A 19,297-nucleotide genomic window follows, 5' to 3' on the forward strand; every position below is an offset into this window, starting at 1 on the left:
TTCATGACAACCACACTCTCAGCTCAGTCCCCGGCCGTTGAACTCCAGCACTTCATCGGTGGCACCTGGTTCCAGGGCAGCGGTGAAGCCTTCACCTCCGTCAACCCCGCCCGGCCGGGTGAAACGGTGGCGCACGGGCTGCACGCCGGAGCGGCCGACGTCGACCGCGCTATGGCAGGTGCCGTTGCCGCCAAGCACGGTTGGGCCCGCACCCCCGCCCACGAACGCGGTGCCGTGCTGCTGCGCGCCGCTGCCATCTTGGAGGAGAATGCCCCCGTCTGGGGGCGGGAACTGGCCCGGGAGGAGGGTAAGACGCTGGCGGAGGGGCAGGGTGAGGTGCTGCGCGCCGCGCAGATCTTCCGCTACTACGGCAACGACGGCGACCGCGAGGCCGGGAGTATCTACTCCTCCCCTCGCCGTGGCGAAAGAATCCTGGTCACCCGCAAGCCGCTGGGCGTGGTCGGTGTGGTGACCCCGTTCAACTTCCCCATCGCCATCCCGGCATGGAAGATCGCCCCGGCCCTCACCTACGGCAACGCCGTCGTCTGGAAGCCTGCCAGCACCGTCCCGCTGCTGGCCATGCGTCTGGCACAGGCGCTGGAGACGGCCGGTTTGCCAGCTGGAGTGCTGGGTCTGCTGATCGGCCCGGGCCCCGTGGGCACTGCACTGGTCGAACACCCCGCCTTAGACGGGCTCTCCTTCACCGGGTCCACAGGGGTGGGCCGCAGCCTTGCCGCTGCAGCAGCCAGCCGGGGCGTGCCGATCCAGGCCGAAATGGGCGGCAAGAACGCCGCGATCGTCCTAGCGGACGCCGACCTTGCTTTGGCAGCCGAACAGGTCATGCTGGGCGCGTTCCGGTCCTCGGGCCAAAAATGCACGGCCACCTCGCGGCTGATCGTGGCGGACGCCGTCGCCGATGAATTCCTGGACGACCTCCGGGCCAGAGCAGAGGCCCTGGTGGTGGGCGACCCGACCGAGCACGCGACCCAGATGGGTCCGGTCATCAACGACCGGGCACGGGCATCCATTCAACGCGGCATTGACGGGGCGCTGGACCAGGGCGCATCCCTGCTCACAGGCGGCGTGCCCTATGCTGACGGGCAGCTCAACAGCGGCTACTTCGTGGCCCCAACCATCCTGGAGCTGCCGGCGGCAGCACAAGCGGACGTGTGGCGCGAGGAACTCTTCGGCCCCGTACTCACCGTTCGGCGCGCCAGTTCCGTCCAGGCCGCCTTCGAGCTGGCCAATGACAGCGAGTTCGGGCTCTCCGCCGCGCTGTTCACCCAGGACTTGGGGCAGGCGCTGGAGGGCATGGACGAACTCGACGTGGGAATCCTGCACGTGAACTCCGAATCTGCCGGCGCCGACCCGCACGTCCCCTTTGGCGGAGCCAAAAAAAGTGGCTACGGACCCAAGGAACAGGGGCAGAGCGCCAAGGAGTTCTACACCCACACCACCACCGTGTACCTGCGCGGCGGCCACCTCCCGGCGTCGTAGCCGCGCCGTGAAAAGCTACCTGATCGGGCTCATCCCCGGGGACGGCATCGGCCCCGAGCTCATCGATTCCGCCGTCGCCGTCCTCAACGCTGCTGCTGCCGGCACCTTCACCTTGGATTTCCGGTGGGAGGATGGCGGCGCCGGAACTTACCTGCGCACCGGGAGCAATTTGGGCGCCGGGGCGCTGGAGCGCATCCGGAGCATGTACCACGCCACGCTCAAGGGCCCGGCGGGGCTGCCTGGTGTCCGCAGCCCGGACGGAACGGAGGCCGGGGTACTGGGCGGGGTCCTGCGACGGGGGCTTGACGCCTACGCCAACATCCGCCCGGTCCGGTCGCCGGGCGCGGGGATCGACTACGTCCTGGTGCGGGAGAACACCGAGGGCCTGTACGCCTCGCGCGGTTGCGGCGTCGGGAACGACTGGGCTCACTCGGACCAGTTGCTGGTCACGCGCCCGGGCACGGAGCGGATAGTCCGCAAGGCCTTCGAGTTGGCCACGGTGCGCACAGGTGCCCAGGCCGACGGCGTCCGCCGCGTCACGTGCGTGGACAAAAGCAACGTGCTGCGCAGCTATGCCCTCTTCCGCAAGATCTTCACCGAGATCGCCGCCGAGTATCCGTTCATTGAGGCCGACTACCTGTATGCCGACGCGGCCGCGTACCAGCTGATCATTTGCCCGGGCCGCTTTGACGTGCTGGTCACGGAAAACTTCATCGGCGATATCCTCTCCGACGTCGGGGCCGCCACCGCGGGCGGGCTGGGCATGTGCCCGGCAGCCAACATCGGAGCCTCCGCCGCGTATTTCGAACCGGCTCACGGCAGCGCCCCGGCCCTGGCCCGCACCGACTCCGCCAATCCCACGGCCCAGATCCTGGCCGCTGCGATGCTGCTCGAGTTTATTGGCGAGCACGCCGGCGCCCAGGCCATCCGCACAGCCGTTGACGCCGTCGTCCCTTCCGCTAACCCGGAAGCAGGAGGAGCCCTGTCCCTCACGGGCAGCCTGCAACACCTCACCGGGCAGCTCTGCCGGCATATTTCACGCCACCACGCATCCGCGGCACCCCGTTAGCGGACCCGACACGACAGAAGGAACCAGCATGGACGCAAACCCCGGCAGCACACACATCCTTGTCATCGGCGCTGGCGCGATGGGCGCACAGATTGCCATGACGGCAGCCCTCGCCGGCTACGCCACCAGCATCAACGACGTCTCACGCACCCAGCTCGATGCCGCCGCAGCACAGCTTCGCACGCGCACCGACAAGATGGTTCAATCCGGAAAACTGGGGTCCGGCGCCGCAGCGGCCGCCCATGTCCGGCTCCGGTTCAGCACCGAACTTGATGCCGTCGCGTCGTCCGCCGACTTCGTCATTGAGGCTGCCACGGAGCGGCTGGAGATCAAGCGGGAAATCTTTGCCGTCCTTGGCCGGCTCACGCCCGAACACGCCATCCTGGCCACCAACTCCTCCACTCTCGGCTCGTCCAAGGTCGCCGCGGCGAGCGGTCGGCCGGACCGGGTGTGCAATATGCACTTTTTCAACCCGGCCCTGGTCATGGAATGCGTCGAGGTGGTCCGGCATCCCGGCACCTCCCAGGCCACGGTGGACACCACCATGGCCCTAGCCCGCAGCCTGGGCAAGTCACCGGTTTTGATCAACAGGGAAGTCCCCGGTTTCATCGCCAACCGCCTCATGGGCGCGGTACAAAGGGAGGCCCTGGCCCTACTGGCCGGCGGCGTGGCCAGCAGGGAGGACATCGACACCACCGCCAAGGGCGCCCTCCGCCACCCCATGGGACCCTTTGAGCTCATGGATCTGGTGGGACTGGACGTCGTCACCGACATCGCCCGCGCCACCCATGCAGAAACCGGCGATCCCGCAGATGCCCCCAACGACGCCGTCATGTCTCTTGTCAGGGAAGGAAAGCTGGGCCGCAAGAGCGGCGCCGGCTGGTACACCTACGATCACTAGCGAGATGCTTCCCGGCGGTTCACGGCCGGCCCGGCACTGATAGGCCGGCCGACCGGTGGCCGGCCGGGCCCCGCTCAGACCGCCCGCGACTCCGCGTCCCGTGCCACGATCTTCGCCGCGGTGGCCCGCCCGATCCGCACCGCGCCGTCCACGTGCTGGTAACCTTCCGCCGCGAGGTCCGAGGACGCCCAGTAGATCGGGCCGACAGGCGTGAGCTGGTGGGCGCCGTACCGGTGCAGACCGCCCAGGTCGTAACTGGCGGCGTAGGCGCCCCTGGTCCATTCCTCGGAACCCCAGTCCGACTCGTAGTACACCGCCGGTTCCAGCGCCTTCGCACCAAGCGAGGTTGCGAAGTCCGCCAGGATCACCCTCCGGCGTTCCGCGGCGTCGAGCTCAAAGGCGGCGTCCGCCTTCTCATCCGGCACAAAGGCCACCAGGGTTCCGCGGGTGTCCCCGTGATTGGTGTTGTCATAGATCTCCTGCACCAGCAGGTTGGGGCTGAAGCAGGTGCCGGAGAGCCCCTCTTCACGCCAAAACGGGGTCTCGTACACGGCATGCACCTTGATGACCAGCCCCAGTGACTGGTGCTGGTGCATTTGGTGCTGGCGGCGCGGCAGCGGCGGGTTGAAGCTCACCCGCGAATACAGGTTAGGCGGGACCGCCATCACGGCGTACCGGGCGTTGACTCTCACACGGTCGGACACCGCGGACACACCATCACCGGACCAGTTCAGTGTGCGCACGGGCGAGTCAAGTACGACGTCGGCACCTAGTTGGGCGGCAATCGCCAAGGACACGCCCTGCATTCCCCCAACGACCCGCTTGTCCAGCAGCAGGTTCTCGTCGACCAGGTTGGAGAACGATCCGGCTGAGGCCGCCATCAAGACGGCCTGCAGCACGGAAAAGGCGTGTGAGGGCTTGGTCAACATACCACCGGCCAAAAAGTGCCCGATGTTGGCGCAGGCTTCCTCGTCGTCGCTGGTCTGGCTCATCCACTCGCGAAGGGAGATGGTGTCCAGCTCCCGGGCGCGCGGATGGGCCCACGGCTCGCTGGCACCAATGTCCGCCGCCAGGGAGTCGAGGATGCCGATCATGCGCTGCATTTCCGCGCCCGTCTGTGCAGAGACCGGGAACATGTCGCCGTCGTAGACGCTGCGCGTGCCGTCGGGGGCCACATAGACCGACTTTCCCTCGCGGTAGCGGCTGAACGTTTCCAGCCCCAGTTCCGTCACGAGTTCTTGCAGGGCTTCCTGGTCCGGCGAAATCCACTGCCCACCGATTTCCAGCATGGCGCCGTCGATGGTGTTGGTCCAGGTCCGCCCGCCCACACGGTCGCGGGCTTCCAGCACAGCCACGGAGAGTCCGGCCGCCCGCAGGTCCCTGGCTGCGTTCAGGCCTGCCGTGCCGGCTCCAACAATGACAACGTCGCGTTCAATGATTTCCATGGTTCTCTTCCTTTAGTGCCGCATTCGGCGGTGTAATGGGGATGGGTGTGAAAAATTGGTTTGTCAGTGAATCCGGTCCGGCTCCGCCGCGCCCTGGGCGAGCAGGGTGTCGGCCACGCTGCCGTCTCCGACGGCGCCGTCGTCGTCCCCGCCGTCGGGAGCCTCCTCCAGGGCAAAGTCGCCGATATTGCGGCGAAAGCCCTTGGTCAGGAATGCCAGATAGATGATGCCAAGGCCCAGCCACACACCGCCGGCGATCAGCGCGTCGGCGTGCAGGAAAGCCCAGAGCACGCTTGTCAGGCCTGCCCCCAGCAGCGGCAGGACGATGTAGGAGAAGATGTCCTTGCCCGTCTTGTACTTCTTTTGCCGGAACACGAAATAGGCGATGACGGACAGGTTGACGAAGGTGAAGGCAATTAGTGCGCCGAAGTTGATCATGGAGGAGACTAACTCCAGCGACGGCGTGATGGCCAGCAGGGAAACGGCACCCACCACCACCACGGCAAATGTGGGGGTGTGGAAGCGGGGGTGGACATAGGAGAACAGGCGCTGCGGGCGCATTACGCCATTGCGCCCCATGACCAGCAGCAGCCGCGAGACGCTGGCGTGAGATGCCAGCCCGGAGGCCACCGTGGCCGCAAACGCTGCGGCCACGAAGACCAGCTGAAAGACCTGCCCGCCCACATAGAGCGCCATTTCCGGCAGGGTGTCGTCGGTGACCTGGAAGTTATCCACATTGGGGAACACCGACTGGCCAAACCAGCCCGCAACGAAGAAGATGCCGCCGCCGATGACCAGTGTCAGCAGGATGGCCCGCGGCATGGTCTTTTGGTCCTTGGCCTCCTCGGTGTACATGGTGATCGCGTCGAAACCGATGAAGGAGAAACAGACCACCGTGGCCCCGGTCAACACGGCTACCGGTTCCACGCCCTGGTGGAAGAGCGGCTCCAGTGTGAAGATGGTGCCCTGCCCCACGCCCTCCGAAAGCCGCATGGTGGCCAGCACAACGAAGACCACAATCATGGTGATCTCAAAGACGACCAGGATCGAATTCAGCCTGGACGTCGATGCCATGCTCCACAGGTTCACGCCGGTGATGACAGCCACGTAGAGGACAACCCAGATCCACCCCGGAACGTCGGGGACCATGGCCTCCATGTAGATGCGGATGATCAGGGCGTTCACCATGGGCAGGAGCAGGTAGTCCAGCAGGGCGGACCACCCAACCAGGAAGCCCAGCCCCGGGTGCATGGTTTCGCGCGTGTAGGTGTAGGACGAGCCGGCGCTGGGAAAGACCCGCACCATTTTTCCGTAGCTGATGGCGGTGAAGGCCATGACAACCATGGCCACGAGGTAGGCCAGCGGGACCACGCCGTCGGTCTGGATGGAGACAATGCCGAACGTGTCAAAAACCACCGTGGGCGTCATGTAGCCGAGCCCCAGCCCGACGATGGCCCACAGGCCCAGGGAGCGTTTCAGTTTGCTTCGTTGTTGCGCCATTGCAGCTTCGCTTTCAGTGGGGTCACGATAGTCGGGGAGTTTGCTGGGCCTGGTTTAGCGGTGGGCGGCCGGGGTTTCTGCTGGGCCGTCGGCCTGGTTTGTGGCGGGCCTGCCGGCCTGCAGTCTCCGGGCGACTTCGATGGCGTCGCCCGACGGTGCGGTGGAGCGCCTGTCCGGTTTCGCCGTCAACAGGTACAGCAGACCGGAACCTGCCACGACGGCCAGCCCGATCAGGACCGTCCAGTCACTGGCCACCACACCGGAATTCCCTGGCCATGCCAGCAGCACCATGGCCAAAACCCCATAAGCCAGGGCTGCGACGTTGATGGCGAACCCCAACCGGCCCAGGCTGAACGGTCCTGCCGGACGCCACCCCTTCATCCGCTGTCGCAGGGAAGCCAGGACCACGGATTGGAAGGCCAGGTAAATGCCGAGCACGGCAAAGGAGGTGATCTGGGTCAGCAGGGTGTCCGGCCCCGAGTAGATGATTAGGCACAGTGTCAACGGGATGCTGCAGGCGAGAATCAACGCGTTCACCGGAACCTTGGCGGTGCCGGAGACCTTCGCCAACCAGCGGTGCCCCGGGACCATTCCGTCCCGCGCAAAGGAAAAAATGAGCCGGCTGGCTGCCGCTTGCAAACTCAGCACGCAGGACAAGAATGCGGTGATGGCGATGAGCAAGAACACCTTTGCGCCCACGACACCGAGCGAGGATTCCAGGATGGCCGGAATCGGGTCTGTGTCGCGCCCTGCAACAATGGCCGCCAAATCCGGTGCGGCCATGACATAGCCGGCAAAGGAGAAAAGGGCCGAGATGCCGCCCACAACAATGGTCATCACCATGGCCTTGGGAATCCGACGGGCGGGGTCGGCGACTTCCTCGGCGACGTCGCCACATGCCTCAAAACCGTAGAACAAGAACAGCCCGGCCAAGGCGGCGCCGAGAAACGCAGCACCATAGGACCCGCTTCCCTGGACACCCATGGAATCAAAGAAGATGCCAAAGCCCTGTTTCCGCTGGAAGATGATCAGGTACAGCCCCACCGCGATGACGCCTACCAGTTCGGCCGCCAGGCCGATCCGTGCCACTTTGGCCAGCGTCTTGGTGCCAGTGAAGTTCAAGAACAGCGCCACCAGCAGCAACGCGACGCTCAGGCCCAGGGTTGCCCCGCGCGTCAGTTCAATGTTGAACAGGCTGGCAAGGAATCCGCTGCCGAACTGCGCCACGGCCGTGATGGTGACGATCATGGCCCAGATGTAGACCCAGGCCGCCATCCAGGCATACCGCCTACCCCAAAGCCGCCGGGTCCATGGATAGATGCCGCCATGGATGGGGTATTGCGAGACCACCTCCCCAAAGACCAATGCCACCAGCATCTGTCCGGACCCGACGATGAAGATCCAAAAGATCGACGGGGGCCCCCCGGCCGCCATGGCCACCGCAAACAGCGAATAGACCCCGACCAGCGGTGAGAGGTAGGTGAAGCCCAAGGCGAAGTTCGCCCAGAGGGACATGGAACGGTCAAAGGAATCCTGGTAGCCCAGGACGGCCAGGTGCTCGCTGTCGCCCAGGCGCTCGGCGGGTGGAACGGAACGGTTTTTGGGGTTGCTCATGATGGCCTTCCGACGGCGTTGGCGGAACAGAAAAGTCGGTGATTGGGAACTGCTGTTGGGGAACTAGGTGCTCTGGCCCCGCAAACGGGCGCCTGCTAGCCGATGTAGCTCATGACGTGTTTGATGCGGGTGTAGTCCTCCAGCCCGTAAAGCGAGAGGTCCTTGCCGTAGCCGGAGTGCTTGAATCCGCCGTGGGGCATTTCCGCCACCAGCGGGATGTGGGTGTTGATCCACACGCAGCCAAAGTCCAGGCGCTTGGCGAACTGCATGGCCCGGGTATGGTCCCTGGTCCAGACGGAGGAAGCCAGTCCGTAGTCCACGTCGTTGGCCATGGCCAGTGCCTCGGCGTCCGTGGAGAACTTCTGCACCGTCACCACGGGGCCGAACACCTCGCTTTGAACCAGTTCATCGCCCTGATTCAGCCCGGAGACCACGGTGGCCTCGTGGAAGTATCCCGTGGTGCCCTGGCGTCTGCCGCCCACCTCGATGGTGGCGTGGGCGGGCAGCCGCTGCAGGAATCCGGTGACGCTGTCGAGATGGCCTTCGCTGCTCAACGCCCCGTAGAGGATTCCCTCCTCGTCCGGCCCGCCGGTCTTGGCCTGTGTGCGAACTTCCGCAGTGAGAGCTGCCACAAAAGCGTCGTGGATGCTTTCATGCACCAGCAGCCGTGTGGCGGCGGTACAGTCCTGTCCTGCGTTGTAGAACGCGGCCGGGACGATCCCTGCCACCGCACTGGCGACGTCCACGTCGTCGAACACAATGACCGGCGCCTTGCCTCCCAGCTCAAGGTGAACGCGCTTCAAGTCGGCCGCGGCGGATCCGGCCACCTCCATGCCGGCGCGGACGGATCCGGTGATGGACACCATGTCCGCGGCTAGGTCCGAAACCAGCGCACGCCCGGTTTCGCGGTCGCCGAGCACCACATTGAAGGCACCCGGCGGCAGGAATTCGGCGGCGATCTCAGCGAAGAGGAGGGTAGAGGATGGCGTGGAGTCGGAGGGCTTGAGCACCACCGTGTTGCCGGCAGCAAGCGCCGGCATGACCTTCCACGTCGCCATCATCAGCGGATAGTTCCATGGCGCCACCTGGCCAATCACACCGATCGGCTCCCGTCGGATCGAGGAGGTATGGTCGGCCAGGTATTCGGCCGTGGCCCGCCCCTCCAGTGTCCGTGCCGCGCCGGCGAAGAATCGGATCTGGTCCACCATGACCTCGATTTCGTCGGCAACAATTCCCGCCCTCGGCTTGCCCGTGTCAGCGCATTCCAGGTCGGCCAGTTCCTCCGCCCTAGCCTCCACAGCGTCGGCAATCTTCAGCAGGGCCCGCTGGCGCTCCGCGGGGGTAGTTTCACCCCAAACACTGAAAGCCGCGGAGGCTGCCGCATAGGCTGCGGCAACATCGACTGCAGAGGAGATGGGCGTGGTAGCGATCACGGTCCCGTCGGCCGGGTTGAGGATCTCCAGCCGTGCCGTGACCGTGGACTCGACGGATTCACTGTTGACGAAGTTGTGCAGTTCGCGCACGCTCATGGGTGTTCCCTTCAGGATGAATGCAGGGCACGCATGCACTGGATGCACGGTTCCCTGTGACGTATTTCACGTCCTCAGGGAACTGTACACCCGATTCATCCTAAACAGAATGTTTGAATCTTATTGGCGTGCTTCCACCACCACCGCCAGGGTGCTGCCGGGGCAGTCAAACCACGTCAGTGACGCCGCCCCGCCTGCGGCGGAGGCCAGCGATCCCACCTGCAGCGACGGCATTGTCGATATGACAACACGGCCGGATCTGCTGACCAAGGCAGCTGGTTCACCCACTTCGCGCAGCAAGGGCAATACCTCATGCTCCAGGCGCAACACCTGCACATCCGCCCCAACCACGCCGACCATGGCACCGCCGCTCACCACGGGTGCAGTGATGGTCAGCAGGTAGTCCAGGGTGCACAGGTGGTCCACGTAGGGGCCGGTGATGTGCCTAGCCCCTGTGGCCTCCGGCACGCGATACCACTCCAGCCCACGAAAATCACGCAGATAGTCTGCGTACTCCCTGGACGGCAGGTCCAGCCTGGTGGGCACGGACGTAGTTCCGAGCATGGGATTATCAGTCAGGGGTCCCAACCACCAGGCAAAATGCAGCCCGCTCTTTTCGCTCACCACGCCTTGGGCGGCGATGAAGCCCGCACCGATGAGGAGCGGGTGGCTTTGAGCCAGGACCGGCTCCACCAGGCCAAAGGCCAGCTGGTCAACATCGACTCCGGCCGCCAGTCCGTCTTCAACCGCCACCCTCCACAACTGCAAGGTGCCAAACACCCCGTCCAGGATTTTCCCGATGGCATCGGCACATTCTGCGCCGGGTGCCGGCTGGCCAAGTTCAGTTGGTCGCAACATGCATTCCTTCTTCCCGCTCGAGCTTTTCCTTGACAGCCAGCAGCCATGCAGTCAATTCACCTATTTGCCGGTTCACCGCGGCGCGTGCGGCAGGCGCGTCACGCCGGGCTATGGCATCGGCAATGTCCGTTCCCAAGTCAAATACCCCGGCCCGCACCGATGCGTCAGCCATGCCCAGCCACAGGAGCGGTCCAAATTCCGACTGCAGCCTGATTTGTTCTCTGACCAGACGCGGGGACTGGCTGATGACGGCCAGTTCCAGGTGGAAGCCTCCCATGGTGCGCGCGCCACTCAAGGCAGGCATCCCGGTGCCGCCACCGCTCGGGCTCCCTGCTTCCGACAGCCAGCTGCGCAACCGGGAGATTTCTTCCTCCGTCGCCACGTTCGCGGCACGCTCGGAGCAGGCCGCCGTCACCGCTGAGAAGTAAACACCAAAATCGGCAATCTCCACGCGGGCAAGGCCCCGGATCCGTGCGTGCAGCAGGGCGTCCGCGGTGCGGGCCGGAGCCAGCACGAAGCTGCCACCTTCCCGCCCCCGTCGTGTTTCCACCAACCCCTTGTCTCTGAGAACACCCAACCCGTCCCTGGCCGTCACCAAGGCCACGCCGAAGCGTTTGGCCAGCTCAGCCTCGCTGGGCAGCTTGTCCCCCGGCGCCAGGACTCCCAGAAGAATGGCGTCTATGAGCCGCCGGGCCACTTGTTCGACGCGCCCGGCGCCGGCGAGAGGCGCAAAGACTGCAGCCTTTGCACCACTGGCGCCAGGTTCCACCCGGATTTTAGCCGTCACTGCTCGGCATCCGGGGAACCGGGAACCGGATAGCATCTAGTCAATGTCATAGCGCTCATACGCCCACTTTATCCGCAGGCACCGGCGTGACGACGCCTGCAGCGGCCGCAACTCCCGCCCAACCAATCCTTCGATGCCCCCGTGGGCGAGATCGTCCGCTTCCAAAGCGGCGGAAAATTGGGTCTACCGAAGGTTTGGTTCACACTTGACGTGTGAGTCATTGCTCGCGGAAGGGTCTGACCCCGCTTTGATTAACATCTAATTTTTTGGATCCGCAGCACCGCAAGCGGTCGCGGATCGTTCTGCGAGGCAACCTGCTACTCGTTCGCAAGTCGGCTCATTTCCCGACGCAAAAATGCGCCACAAGCAAGATTCAAGACTGCTACCGGCAGTCCAAGAGACGGTTCGACGATATTTGGAAGCTCCACGTCACGTTTCACTCCCGTTTCTCAACCACAAGGAATGGCCATCCTTGACATGCCAAAGGAGCCCATCCACCCCGCATTCCCCCGGAAATACAAGGTTTTTAGCGGACAGTGGAGGCTTTTGGCATGAGGCTACTGAGTTTCTCTTGGACTCCGGTTCGAGTCCGGCCCGGGGCACGATTGATTGTCCTCCGTCAATCAGTCGGCGGTCGTTCCCGACCAGACTGTCGGTGTACCGCACCCGACAACCACCTAAGTCCTTGCCCGCAGCCCAGCGGTTGGACACCAAATCAGTGATCCGTTCGCGCTAGATGTCCAGCTCCATCTGGGCCCGCGCAGCCACGACGGTAGAGATCATCCCTCCCATGGGGGTGGCAGTGTCCACGGTCCCGCCACCGAGGTTCAGCACATTCAAGTTAAGGCCCCTCCCCCACAGCTCCGCGGCCAAGAAGAGCATGTTGGCCGCGGACCGGCCGGGAGGGACTGAGTACACGATGTATCGAGAGGAAAGCACCACTTCGCCGCGTATGGCCTGCACCGTTGGCACGGCCGTGTTGAAGTCGCAACTAAGGGTTGTTGCCGATCTGCATGCCGCGCTAGATGACCACGGTCAAGGGGTGGCACTCGGCAGCGCGGACGAACAGAACCAACGGAACAACCGGTTTCTTGCGCTCTAGGCCCGGGGCTCACCCTAGGAGCTTTCAGGGCCTTCCGGGCCCAAGGAGCCGCCTTGGACTTGAGGTGAATCCCGGGCCGGCTCCTTGAGCTCAACAAAGAACGCGTGGGTGTCCGTTTCCCCGATGTTTTCTCCGTAATGATTCTGGGAAGACAGCCAGCGTGCCTGGCCAGAACGCAATTCCACATCGACGCTTTTTTCGTTGGATGACAGACGGCGGCGGAACGTGCTGGCCGTAATCATCACACTGTCCGGGTGGTGGTGCTCGATGGTCACATGCCCTGGCGTGTCCGTGTACTCGAGCACACGAACCCTGTCGTTCTCAAATACGATCCGATAATTCTGCGGATTCGCCTCCACTGGATCCATCACCATGGACTGAGCTTAACCTGCAACCGGATCGAACAACAGAGGATTGAGGAGATTCCACGCATGATTATGGTAAGTGTGATGAACATGTTGGCAGGAAGAATTTCCACTGGACATGGTTCTGTCCCACGCCGCCACGGTACTGTGTGGGACTACGGCCATATCGTGGTCCAGGGTTCGTTGGTGGACTGCTGGCACGTTTAGCCCATTCCTTAGCGGTGCTGCGTTCAACCCAGCAGACTGGCCCTGCTCCGCTTGTGTGTATGACCGCTGGGGACGGATACCTGCAGCATTCGCCCACTTTTGGCAGGTACTCCTGTTATGGCAGGCGCCTTCGATGCAGGTGGAAGGCTTTACGCATTGTGGACGGTGCGTGTGGCCCATAGCGCCCAGACGACCAAAAGAGGCTGGAAGAGAAGGCGGATGGCACGCTTCCAGTCTGTGTCGAGCCCAAAGGCCGACGTTTTGGTGACGAGCTGGTTGATGTTGCCGGGAAAGATCAAGGCGAAGAACAACGCCGTGACCCGCCCGACCCGAGGTCTATGTCGGGTCGAGGTCAGAAGTGCCGTACCAAGTGCAATCTCGATCCCGCCGGAGGCGAGAACAACGGCGTCTTTCGACGTGGGCATCCAGTCCGGCACTTGCGCCTGGAATTCCTTCCGGTGTTTGCCGAGATGGCCGATCCCCGCACTGAGAAGGAAGCCGCCGAGGGCCAGCCGGCTGATCGTCCGGGGAATGGTGGTGAGGCTGTGCATGGGACTCCTTGCTTGGGCGGCCGGGGACCGCGTCCGATTCTACCTGGGGGATCAGTCGTCGGTGACGTTGACCGTGACTTCGATATTGCCGCGGGTGGCATTGGAATACGGGCAAACCAGATGAGCTGCATCTGCCAAGGCCTGCGCCTGATCGTGCTCCATCCCGGGGATAACTACCTCGAGGGTGACTGCCAGAACAAAGCCACCGGAGCCGTTGGGCAGCAGATGCACGCGGCTACCCACGGAGGTGTCCGAGATGGCTACTTTCTGGTTGCGCGCAACCATCTGCAATGCAGAGTGGAAGCATGCAGCATAACCGGCGGCGAATAGTTCTTCAGGGTTCGCGCCATTGCCCGATCCACCCATCTCCTTGGGAATCGCCAACTCCAAGTTGACCGTGCCCGAGGTGGTCGCGACGCGACCATTACGGCCAGCTCCGGTGGAGAGTGCCTCCGCTGTGTAAAGGGGTGTCATTTGTTGTGCCTTTCCTGAAAGTGGCCCACCTGCGCAGGTGCGCTGGAGAGGTTGAAAGCTACATCGTGAAGCAAAGAGAGCGCCGATTTTCCGTCTGCCAAGCTGAGCTGGGTTGCGGCTGCCACGCATCCTGGAATGTGCGCCAGTTCTTCCCGCAAAGCCGAACCGGCTTCGGTCAAGGAGACGATCACAGCGCGTTCATCATCCGTTGAACGCTCCCGTATGAGGAAACCCCTAGCCTCCAATCTTCGGATCAGCGGTGAGGTAGTACCCGAATCCAGTTTCAAGTGCCCGGCGACGTCTTTGACCGCCAAGGATCGGTGTGACCACAACAAGACCAAGACCAAATACTGTGGATACGTCAGTCCCCATGGCTTCAGAAGGGCAACGTAGTGACGGTTTGTCGCCCGCGCGGCAGCATACAGCGCGAAACAAACCATCTGATCTAGGGGATCAGAACCGTCCTTCGTGAAACTCTCGCTGTCATCCATAGTTGAATTCTTGCACACAAGTAACTTGTGCACAAATTATATGGACTGCAACCAAGCAGGCCGGCGTGGCGCCAGAGGCGGCGCCTCCGGCCGCTTCAACTCCAGCGCCGGTGGCAGTTCCCTGACGGTGTGCCGACTTCCGGCGGTATCGGACACCGGGAGAGTTTCCCGTGCCCCCCTGCACTGGTTGTGGCACCGCTCACAGGCCCTGTCAGGGCCTCCCACCGACCCGGGCGTTGGACGTAACGTGGTTGTTATGAACAACCGCAGCGAGATCCGTGAGTTCCTTTCATCCCGGCGGGCGAAGCTCACACCACAACAAGTAGGGTTGCCAACGTTTGGCGGAATCCGGCGAGTTCCCGGGCTACGTCGTGAAGAAGTGTCCATGTTGGCGGGCGTGAGCGTTGAGTACTATACCCGTATGGAGCGAGGCAGCCTGGCAGGAGTTTCCGATTCCGTCTTGGAGTCCATCTCCCGCGCTCTGCGGCTCAACGAGGCTGAACACCAGCACCTGTTCAACCTGGCCCGAGCCGCAGGCCCCGCACCCCGTACGCGGCGTCAGCCCGCCAAGGAAATCAATGCCAGCATCCAGCACATCCTCGACGGGATGGTGGGGATCCCCGCGTTCGTGCAAAACGGGTATCTGGATGTTGTCGCGGTCAACGACCTCGGACGAGCCCTGTACTCCGAGGCCTACAAAGACCAAACGCACCAGCTCAACTACGCCCGGTTCGTCTTCTTCAATCCCCGCTCGCAATCCCTGTATACGGACTGGGACCAGGCCGCCGACACGGTAGTGGCCATGCTGCACGCGGAAGCCGGGCGCGACCCCTTTGATCGGTGCCTGACCGATCTGGTGGGAGAGCTATCCACCCGAAGTGATGAATTCCGCAAGCGGTGGGCTCAACACGACGTCCGCCACCACCGCAGCGGGGCCAAGACCATCCATCACCCTGCGGTGGGCGACCTGGAGCTGCATTTCAACGCGCTGGAGCTCACAGCTACCCCCGGCCTGACGATGTTCGCCTACAGTGCCGAGCCGGGGTCTCCGTCAGCAGACGGCCTGCGACTGCTGGCCAGCTGGGCCGCAACCAACAAGGGCGCCCAAACAGACCCCGACGTCCAAGGGGACCGCAACACCAAGGATGCCCTGCGCCGCTGACCAGACACGCACTTTTTACCTAATCACCGACCCCTTAAAACCTTTCCTTCACATCAATAACAGGAGTTAATAATGCCTACAGTCAAGGCTTACGCAGCGCCCTCCGCCACCGGCGAGCTCATTTCCACCACCATCGAGCGCCGTGACGTCGGCCCCCACGACGTGTTGATCGACATCAAGTTCGCCGGCATCTGCCATTCCGACATCCATACCGTCCGCGGTGACTGGGGCCCGCAGCAGTACCCGCTGGCGCCGGGCCACGAGATCGCTGGCATCGTCAGCGAAGTCGGCTCGGACGTGACCCGTCACAAAGTCGGGGACCGGGTAGGGGTGGGCTGCATGGTCAACTCCTGCGGCGAATGCGCCAACTGCGACGCCGGCGAGGAGCAGTACTGCCTCAAAGGCAACACAGGCACCTACGGCGCCATGGACCGCGACGGCACCATCACACAAGGAGGCTACTCAAGCCACGTCGTCGTGACCGAAAACTTCGTCGTAAACATCCCGGACGCCCTGGAGCTCGACGTCGCCGCACCGCTGCTATGCGCCGGAATCACCACATTCTCCCCCCTGCACCACTGGGGCGCCGGCCCCGGCAAGAACGTCGCCGTCGTGGGCCTGGGCGGACTCGGCCACATGGCCGTGAAGATCGCCCACGCCATGGGTGCCACCGTCACCGTGCTCTCTCAGTCGCTGAAGAAGCAGGAAGACGGCCTGCGCTTGGGCGCCGACCACTACTACGCCACCAGCGATCAGAACACCTTCACCGACCTCGCCGGCAGTTTCGATCTGATCATCAACACCGTCAGCGCCGTCATCGACATCAACGCCTTCCTCCAGCTACTCAAGCTCGACGGCGCACTAGTCAGCGTAGGCGCCCCGGCCGAGCCACTGCCCGTACAAGCGTTTTCCTTGATCGGGGCACGGCGCACCTTCGCCGGCTCCTCGATCGGCGGCATCAAGGAAACCCAGGAAATGCTCGACTTCTGCGCCGAACACGGCATCGGCGCCGAGATCGAAGTTATCCCGGCCAGCAAAATCAACGACGCCTACGAACGCGTCCTGGCCTCCGACGTCCGCTACCGCTTCGTCATCGACACCGCAACGCTCTAGGCCGGGCTGAGGGCGCCGCAGAGCGGTTTCATCAAACATCCAACCCCACCACAACAGACCGCCGGAAGCGACGGCTGACAGGAGAATAACATGGCAAAGATCCTCATGGTCGTTTCGGCCGCCGATTCACTGACGATGCGCGACGGTAGCGAGCATCCTACCGGCTACTGGGCCGAAGAACTGGTGGCCTCCCACCAAACCCTGCTTGGCGCCGGGCATACCGTGGAAATCGCCACTCCAGGAGGAGTGAAGCCCACCGTGGACCAGGTCAGCCTCACCGCTGAGGCGGCTGGAAGTATCGAAAAGGCTGACGGCTTCCGCGCCTATATCGCAGCCATTGATACCGAACTATCCCAGCCACTGGTGTTGGCCGACGTCACAGTCACCGACTACGAAGCCATCGTTATGCCCGGCGGCCACGGACCCATGGCGGATCTCTTCACGGATGCGGACCTGGGTAAGATCCTGATCGAATCCGACCAAGCCGGTCGCATCATTGCACCGTTCTGCCACGCTCCCGCCGGTCTGCTCAGTGCCACCGATGAAAACGGCAAATTTGTTTTCGCTGGCCGTCGCCTTACGGTCTTTACCGACGAGGAGGAATTGAACGGCGGCACCGGCCCCAACACGCCGTGGTTCGTGGAAACGGTCTTGCGGGACAAGGGAGCCATCGTGGAATCTGGGCCAGCATGGAACAGCCACGTGGTCCGCGACCGCAACCTCATTACCGGCCAGAACCCGCAGTCCAGCGAAGATGTGGCTAAGGCTGTCATCGCAGCGCTGGCTGAGTGAGAACAAGAGGGCCTCTGGGTGAAGTGGTGCTTGCGAGAGCCATCACGAACACCCGGCGGCCTTCTTCGTGTCTGATGTTAATGCCGCTCTGGCTCCGAAGGGCGGGTTGATGCTATCCACTGCGACGGGCTGTAGGGCCACTCCAACCATCCGCACAGTTCAAGACCGAGTGCTCGAGAACTGTTGACGGCATCCGCTGCTCCACGGCAATCTCTGGGAATTCTGTTCTCGCCGTATTAGCCACCGAAGACCAAAAGAACTTTGGGGGCGAAAGGCTCCAAAACACGTGACTTTGGCAGGTTTCTATACTCATCAGATTCCACGCGGTGAGATTCAGTGGCTGTTCGGTTGCCATGGAGTGCACAATGGGACCATGTGGGTCCGATACACGATTGTGGGTGGGAACGAGCGTTACTTATGTTGGCACAACTTCGGGCGTACGGCGACGCCACACCGCCTCAATCCGCGGGAATTCGACTTTCACCACAACGCTCATGAGATTCCATCCTGCCGTCTTCGTTTTTTAGTGCGTCTATGTAACGTAGCCTGGAAGCTAATATTGTCAGCTCCGGATAGCTGCGGCTAATTGGTCCCGCCTCGCTGACCATTGTGTTGAGCAACTATAAACGGATAGCGGTAGCATGCCCAGCCGAAAATCCCAGGACTGCGACATCGCTCCACCTCGGCGGAGCTGGGTAACCACGCTGTTCCGCCAGCCAGGCTTCAAGACCGCAGCAGTGGCCTTTTCCTTGGTGGTCCTGCTAGGCGCCGGTGGCTTTGCCATGGCCCAATGGCAACATAGCGCCACAGCCATCACTGCTGGAACCGCAGGCTCGCCAGAGGTACCGCCGGTGGTGTTGGGGAGTGCAGGGTCGTATCTGGTCTTCGGTGGCGGGGGTGTCACCAACACTGGCTTGACCGTTGTCAGCGGGGATCTGGCAGTGAGCCAGGGGACCGCAATTGTGGGCTCCCGCCCGGAGTCGTGACCGGAGAAACGCACAGCAGCGATTTGAACGCCGCGCAGGCGAAATCCGATCTACTCTCCGCCTACAACGACGCGGCCGGTCGGGTTCCGACGGCTCCGGACTTCGCTGGCGACCAAAACGGGAAGACGTTTACGCCCGGGATTTATCACACAGCGGCGGCCTTCACACTGACCGGGACCCTTACCCTGGACGGTCAAGGTGATCCGAATGCCGTCTTCATCTTTCAAGTCGATGCCGCACTGAACACGGCTGCCGGCAGTACCATCACGCTAGTCAACGGCGCCCAAGCCCCCAATGTCTTCTGGCAGGTCCTCGGCGCTGCCGGACAGGTGCATCATCTTCCTTCTCCGGGACAATCATGTCCCTAGGAGCGGTGACAGTGGGCGCAGGCGCCAACGTCACCGGCCGTGCCCTGTCCCACGCAGGCCTAATAACTCTGTCCACCAACAAATTCACCTTCACCGGACGCATCCACTGATTTAAGGCGCTCACCTACACATATCTGGAACCACTAACCACCCCGACGAACCTCCATACGGCCATCACACAGCGGGGCCCGTGCCGTGTTACGGGGCTCTACTAGGGCTCTACGATCACCCAAATCCCGGATCAGTCTCCCAATTCAGCAAAATTTCTTCCGCTCTGAATGTATCCGTCGGAGCGGTAACCCCTGCGCCTGGCACCGTACCCGCTTAGATTCAGCGGACACGACGTCGCGCACCTAGGTTGAAGTAGAGCTGACTTGGAGCCGGCAAGCCTGATCCAAGCAAAGGTCCGTCTCCTGAACATCTGCAACCAGATGACATTCATGTCATAAATCGCCCCTTTTGAGCACAGCGGGATGACACTCATCA

The 19,297-nt window shown here is 63.0% G+C and carries 21 protein-coding genes; 10 read left to right on the top strand and 11 right to left on the bottom strand.

Features of this window, described 5'->3' with window-relative positions:
• The first annotated feature begins 3 nt into the window (after positions 1–3).
• The 3 genes from AOC05_RS08705 to AOC05_RS08715 are packed head-to-tail and all read left to right on the top strand — an operon-like array spanning position 4 to position 3,467.
• The gene (locus tag AOC05_RS08705; RefSeq protein WP_062006888.1) at positions 4–1,497 is read left to right on the top strand and encodes an aldehyde dehydrogenase family protein; all 1,494 of its coding nucleotides are present in this window, start codon (positions 4–6) and stop codon (positions 1,495–1,497) included.
• A gap of 7 nt (positions 1,498–1,504) precedes the next feature.
• Complete coding sequence (locus AOC05_RS08710; RefSeq protein ID WP_082357869.1) at positions 1,505–2,566, top strand: isocitrate/isopropylmalate family dehydrogenase; 1,062 nt, start codon at positions 1,505–1,507, stop codon at positions 2,564–2,566.
• A gap of 28 nt (positions 2,567–2,594) precedes the next feature.
• Positions 2,595–3,467, top strand: coding sequence for a 3-hydroxyacyl-CoA dehydrogenase family protein (locus AOC05_RS08715; protein ID WP_062006889.1), 873 nt, complete (start codon positions 2,595–2,597; stop codon positions 3,465–3,467).
• Positions 3,468–3,541: 74 nt separating this feature from the next.
• Here the strand turns inward: AOC05_RS08715 and AOC05_RS08720 are convergent, their stop codons facing one another.
• The 7 genes from AOC05_RS08720 to AOC05_RS08750 all read right to left on the bottom strand — a co-directional run bounded on the left by AOC05_RS08720 (position 3,542) and on the right by AOC05_RS08750 (position 12,118).
• Complete coding sequence (locus AOC05_RS08720; RefSeq protein WP_062006890.1) at positions 3,542–4,912, bottom strand: flavin monoamine oxidase family protein; 1,371 nt, start codon at positions 4,910–4,912, stop codon at positions 3,542–3,544.
• Between the two features lie 63 nt (positions 4,913–4,975).
• Positions 4,976–6,412 carry an APC family permease gene (locus tag AOC05_RS08725; protein WP_062006891.1) on the bottom strand — a complete coding sequence of 479 codons (1,437 nt, stop codon included), beginning with the start codon at positions 6,410–6,412 and terminating at the stop codon, positions 4,976–4,978.
• A 54-nt stretch (positions 6,413–6,466) separates the two neighbouring features.
• Positions 6,467–8,026, bottom strand: a complete 1,560-nt coding sequence (locus AOC05_RS08730) for an APC family permease (RefSeq protein WP_062006892.1) — start codon at positions 8,024–8,026, stop codon at positions 6,467–6,469.
• A 95-nt stretch (positions 8,027–8,121) separates the two neighbouring features.
• On the bottom strand, positions 8,122–9,555 hold the full coding sequence (locus AOC05_RS08735) for an aminobutyraldehyde dehydrogenase (RefSeq protein WP_062006893.1): 1,434 nt from the start codon (positions 9,553–9,555) through the stop codon (positions 8,122–8,124).
• Positions 9,556–9,675: 120 nt separating this feature from the next.
• Positions 9,676–10,413 carry a cache domain-containing protein gene (locus AOC05_RS08740; protein WP_062006894.1) on the bottom strand — a complete coding sequence of 246 codons (738 nt, stop codon included), beginning with the start codon at positions 10,411–10,413 and terminating at the stop codon, positions 9,676–9,678.
• The gene (locus AOC05_RS08745; RefSeq protein ID WP_062006895.1) at positions 10,397–11,200 is read right to left on the bottom strand and encodes a FadR/GntR family transcriptional regulator; all 804 of its coding nucleotides are present in this window, start codon (positions 11,198–11,200) and stop codon (positions 10,397–10,399) included. The genes AOC05_RS08740 and AOC05_RS08745 overlap by 17 nt, the downstream gene beginning before the upstream one ends.
• A 732-nt stretch (positions 11,201–11,932) precedes the next feature.
• Positions 11,933–12,118 carry a hypothetical protein gene (locus AOC05_RS08750; protein WP_154605568.1) on the bottom strand — a complete coding sequence of 62 codons (186 nt, stop codon included), beginning with the start codon at positions 12,116–12,118 and terminating at the stop codon, positions 11,933–11,935.
• A gap of 1 nt (position 12,119) precedes the next feature.
• Here AOC05_RS08750 and AOC05_RS20785 point away from each other — a divergent pair, with 1 nt between their 5' ends.
• Complete coding sequence (locus AOC05_RS20785) at positions 12,120–12,302, top strand: DUF6855 family protein (protein WP_420480384.1); 183 nt, start codon at positions 12,120–12,122, stop codon at positions 12,300–12,302.
• 14 nt (positions 12,303–12,316) lie between these two features.
• Here AOC05_RS20785 and AOC05_RS08755 read toward each other — a convergent pair whose 3' ends face one another.
• The 4 genes from AOC05_RS08755 to AOC05_RS08770 form a co-directional block, all read right to left on the bottom strand.
• Positions 12,317–12,676, bottom strand: coding sequence for a hypothetical protein (locus AOC05_RS08755; RefSeq protein ID WP_062006897.1), 360 nt, complete (start codon positions 12,674–12,676; stop codon positions 12,317–12,319).
• Positions 12,677–13,023: 347 nt separating this feature from the next.
• Entirely contained in the window at positions 13,024–13,425 is a 402-nt protein-coding gene (locus tag AOC05_RS08760; RefSeq protein WP_062006898.1) for a hypothetical protein, read from the bottom strand.
• 51 nt (positions 13,426–13,476) lie between these two features.
• Positions 13,477–13,899 (bottom strand): organic hydroperoxide resistance protein, encoded by a 423-nt coding sequence (locus tag AOC05_RS08765; RefSeq protein WP_062006899.1) that lies wholly within the window; start codon positions 13,897–13,899, stop codon positions 13,477–13,479.
• Positions 13,896–14,390, bottom strand: coding sequence for a MarR family winged helix-turn-helix transcriptional regulator (locus AOC05_RS08770; RefSeq protein ID WP_230085271.1), 495 nt, complete (start codon positions 14,388–14,390; stop codon positions 13,896–13,898). Before AOC05_RS08770 ends, AOC05_RS08765 begins: the two co-directional genes overlap by 4 nt.
• A gap of 256 nt (positions 14,391–14,646) precedes the next feature.
• Between AOC05_RS08770 and AOC05_RS08775 the strand changes: the two genes are divergently transcribed.
• The 6 genes from AOC05_RS08775 to AOC05_RS20790 all read left to right on the top strand — a co-directional run bounded on the left by AOC05_RS08775 (position 14,647) and on the right by AOC05_RS20790 (position 18,921).
• A complete protein-coding gene (locus AOC05_RS08775; RefSeq protein WP_062009558.1) occupies positions 14,647–15,552 on the top strand; it encodes a helix-turn-helix domain-containing protein in 906 nt (301 codons plus the stop codon).
• Between the two features lie 72 nt (positions 15,553–15,624).
• Positions 15,625–16,665 carry an NAD(P)-dependent alcohol dehydrogenase gene (locus AOC05_RS08780; RefSeq protein WP_062006900.1) on the top strand — a complete coding sequence of 347 codons (1,041 nt, stop codon included), beginning with the start codon at positions 15,625–15,627 and terminating at the stop codon, positions 16,663–16,665.
• Between the two features lie 90 nt (positions 16,666–16,755).
• Positions 16,756–17,457, top strand: a complete 702-nt coding sequence (locus AOC05_RS08785) for a type 1 glutamine amidotransferase domain-containing protein (protein WP_062006901.1) — start codon at positions 16,756–16,758, stop codon at positions 17,455–17,457.
• A 641-nt stretch (positions 17,458–18,098) separates the two neighbouring features.
• A complete protein-coding gene (locus tag AOC05_RS08790; protein ID WP_062006902.1) occupies positions 18,099–18,443 on the top strand; it encodes a hypothetical protein in 345 nt (114 codons plus the stop codon).
• On the top strand, positions 18,440–18,811 hold the full coding sequence (locus tag AOC05_RS08795) for an ice-binding family protein (RefSeq protein ID WP_062006903.1): 372 nt from the start codon (positions 18,440–18,442) through the stop codon (positions 18,809–18,811). The genes AOC05_RS08790 and AOC05_RS08795 overlap by 4 nt, the downstream gene beginning before the upstream one ends.
• Complete coding sequence (locus tag AOC05_RS20790) at positions 18,802–18,921, top strand: hypothetical protein (protein ID WP_082357871.1); 120 nt, start codon at positions 18,802–18,804, stop codon at positions 18,919–18,921. Before AOC05_RS08795 ends, AOC05_RS20790 begins: the two co-directional genes overlap by 10 nt.
• Positions 18,922–19,297 lie beyond the last annotated feature (376 nt).

This window comes from Arthrobacter alpinus, from assembly GCF_001294625.1.
GTDB classification, from domain to species: Bacteria; Actinomycetota; Actinomycetes; order Actinomycetales; family Micrococcaceae; genus Specibacter; species Specibacter alpinus_A.

What these genes read in the sequence shown, in the direction of transcription:
- AOC05_RS08705 (WP_062006888.1), top strand. Translation starts at nt 4, where the DNA reads ATGACAACCACACTCTCAGCTCAGTCCCCGGCCGTTGAACTCCAGCAC.
- AOC05_RS08715 (WP_062006889.1), top strand. Translation starts at nt 2,595, where the DNA reads ATGGACGCAAACCCCGGCAGCACACACATCCTTGTCATCGGCGCTGGC.
- AOC05_RS08720 (WP_062006890.1), bottom strand. Translation starts at nt 4,912, where the DNA reads ATGGAAATCATTGAACGCGACGTTGTCATTGTTGGAGCCGGCACGGCA.
- AOC05_RS08725 (WP_062006891.1), bottom strand. Translation starts at nt 6,412, where the DNA reads ATGGCGCAACAACGAAGCAAACTGAAACGCTCCCTGGGCCTGTGGGCC.
- AOC05_RS08730 (WP_062006892.1), bottom strand. Translation starts at nt 8,026, where the DNA reads ATGAGCAACCCCAAAAACCGTTCCGTTCCACCCGCCGAGCGCCTGGGC.
- AOC05_RS08735 (WP_062006893.1), bottom strand. Translation starts at nt 9,555, where the DNA reads ATGAGCGTGCGCGAACTGCACAACTTCGTCAACAGTGAATCCGTCGAG.
- AOC05_RS08740 (WP_062006894.1), bottom strand. Translation starts at nt 10,413, where the DNA reads ATGTTGCGACCAACTGAACTTGGCCAGCCGGCACCCGGCGCAGAATGT.
- AOC05_RS20785 (WP_420480384.1), top strand. Translation starts at nt 12,120, where the DNA reads ATGTATCGAGAGGAAAGCACCACTTCGCCGCGTATGGCCTGCACCGTT.
- AOC05_RS08755 (WP_062006897.1), bottom strand. Translation starts at nt 12,676, where the DNA reads ATGGTGATGGATCCAGTGGAGGCGAATCCGCAGAATTATCGGATCGTA.
- AOC05_RS08760 (WP_062006898.1), bottom strand. Translation starts at nt 13,425, where the DNA reads ATGCACAGCCTCACCACCATTCCCCGGACGATCAGCCGGCTGGCCCTC.
- AOC05_RS08765 (WP_062006899.1), bottom strand. Translation starts at nt 13,899, where the DNA reads ATGACACCCCTTTACACAGCGGAGGCACTCTCCACCGGAGCTGGCCGT.
- AOC05_RS08770 (WP_230085271.1), bottom strand. Translation starts at nt 14,390, where the DNA reads ATGGATGACAGCGAGAGTTTCACGAAGGACGGTTCTGATCCCCTAGAT.
- AOC05_RS08775 (WP_062009558.1), top strand. Translation starts at nt 14,647, where the DNA reads ATGAACAACCGCAGCGAGATCCGTGAGTTCCTTTCATCCCGGCGGGCG.
- AOC05_RS08780 (WP_062006900.1), top strand. Translation starts at nt 15,625, where the DNA reads ATGCCTACAGTCAAGGCTTACGCAGCGCCCTCCGCCACCGGCGAGCTC.
- AOC05_RS08785 (WP_062006901.1), top strand. Translation starts at nt 16,756, where the DNA reads ATGGCAAAGATCCTCATGGTCGTTTCGGCCGCCGATTCACTGACGATG.
- AOC05_RS08790 (WP_062006902.1), top strand. Translation starts at nt 18,099, where the DNA reads ATGCCCAGCCGAAAATCCCAGGACTGCGACATCGCTCCACCTCGGCGG.
- AOC05_RS20790 (WP_082357871.1), top strand. Translation starts at nt 18,802, where the DNA reads ATGTCCCTAGGAGCGGTGACAGTGGGCGCAGGCGCCAACGTCACCGGC.